Origin of the sequence: Enterobacter cloacae complex sp. I1M, from assembly GCF_014982425.1 — a bacterium.
Lineage (GTDB): Bacteria > Pseudomonadota > Gammaproteobacteria > Enterobacterales > Enterobacteriaceae > Enterobacter > Enterobacter intestinihominis.
Map to the genome: position 1 here is coordinate 56,814 of NZ_JADCLG010000026.1, position 1,983 is coordinate 58,796.

The following is a 1,983-nucleotide window of genomic DNA, read 5'->3' on the forward strand; positions in this document are numbered from 1 at the left end:
GCTAACGCCGATGATGTGCGCCCGCATGCTGAGCCACGAATCTTTGCGCAAGCAAAACCGCTTCTCGCGCGCCTCCGAGCGGATGTTCGAGCGCATTATCGCCGCCTACGGCCGCGTGCTGGCGAAAGTCCTGAACCATCCCTGGGCGACGCTCGGCGTGGCGCTCGGCACCCTGGCGCTCAGCGTGATGCTGTGGATTTTCATTCCGAAAGGCTTCTTCCCGATTCAGGACAACGGCATTATTCAGGGCACGCTTCAGGCGCCGCAGACGGTCTCCTTCGCCAACATGGCGCAGCGCCAGCAGCAGGTGTCTGAGATCATCATGAAAGATCCGGCGGTGGAAAGCCTGACTGCCTACGTGGGCGTGGACGGCACCAACCCGTCGCTCAACAGCGCGCGCCTGCAAATTAACCTTAAACCGCTCGATGACCGCGACGATCGCGTCAACGCGGTAATTGAGCGACTGCAAAGCGCGGTGGCGCGCGTGCCGGGCATTGAGCTGTATCTGCAACCGATCCAGGATTTAACCATTGATACGCAGGTGAGCCGCACGCAGTACCAGTTTACGCTCCAGGCCACCTCGCTTGATGCACTCAGCACCTGGGTGCCGCAGCTGGTGGATAAGCTGAAAGCACTGCCGCAGGTTTCTGACGTCAGCAGCGACTGGCAGGATAAAGGGCTGGCGGCGTACGTGAACGTCAACCGCGACACCGCCAGCCGTCTGGGCATTACCATGTCCGACGTGGATAACGCCCTGTATAACGCCTTTGGTCAGCGACTGATCTCCACCATTTACACCCAGGCCAACCAGTATCGCGTGGTGCTGGAACATAACACCGAGAACACGCCCGGGCTTGCCGCGCTGGACTCGATACGCCTGACCAGCAAAGACGGCGGGATTGTGCCGCTCAGCGCCATTGCCAGCGTGGAAGAGCGCCACACCCCGCTGTCGATTAACCATCTCGATCAGTTCCCGTCAACCACCATTTCGTTCAACGTGCCGGACGGGTATTCCCTGGGCGAAGCGGTGGAGGCCATTCTGGGCGCGGAGAAAGAACTCAGCTTCCCGTCCGATATTCAGACCCAGTTCCAGGGCAGTACGCTGGCGTTCCAGGCCGCGCTGGGCAGCACCGTCTGGCTGATTGTCGCGGCGGTGGTGGCGATGTATATCGTGCTTGGCGTGCTGTATGAGAGTTTCATCCACCCGATCACCATCCTCTCCACCCTGCCGACGGCGGGCGTGGGGGCGCTGCTGGCGCTGATGCTGGCGGGGAGCGAACTGGACGTGATTGCGATCATCGGCATCATCCTGCTTATCGGCATCGTGAAGAAAAACGCCATCATGATGATCGACTTTGCGCTGGCCGCCGAGCGCGAGCAGGGTATGGCGCCGCGCGAGGCCATTTACCAGGCCTGCCTGCTGCGTTTTCGCCCGATCCTGATGACCACTCTCGCCGCCCTGCTGGGCGCGCTGCCGCTGATGCTGAGCACCGGCGTGGGGGCCGAACTGCGCCGTCCGCTGGGCATCGGCATGGTCGGCGGTCTGCTGGTGAGCCAGGTGCTGACGCTGTTTACCACGCCGGTTATCTACCTGCTGTTTGACCGTCTGGCCCTGTGGACGAAAAGCCGCTTCCCGAAACGTGAAGAGGAGGCGTAAGTGAAGTTTTTCGCCCTCTTCATTTACCGTCCGGTGGCGACGATTTTACTCTCCGTCGCTATCACCCTGTGCGGCGTGCTCGGCTTCCGGCTGCTGCCGGTGGCCCCGCTACCGCAGGTCGATTTCCCGGTGATCATGGTCAGCGCCTCGCTGCCGGGTGCCTCGCCGGAAACCATGGCCTCATCGGTGGCGACGCCGCTTGAGCGATCGCTTGGGCGAATTGCCGGGGTTAACGAGATGACCTCCAGCAGTTCGCTGGGCAGCACGCGCATCATTCTGGAATTTAACTTCGACCGGGATATCAACGGTGCGGCGCGCGACGTCCA

General features: G+C 61.8%; 2 protein-coding genes. Both read left to right on the forward strand.

The window, feature by feature from the left end; translation table 11 throughout:
* Nucleotides 1-1,657 (forward strand): efflux RND transporter permease subunit (locus INF86_RS22520; RefSeq protein ID WP_227414809.1); only part of this gene is annotated, 1,657 nt, incomplete at its 5' end.
* Nucleotides 1,658-1,983 (forward strand): efflux RND transporter permease subunit (locus tag INF86_RS16460; protein WP_193543724.1); only part of this gene is annotated, 326 nt, incomplete at its 3' end.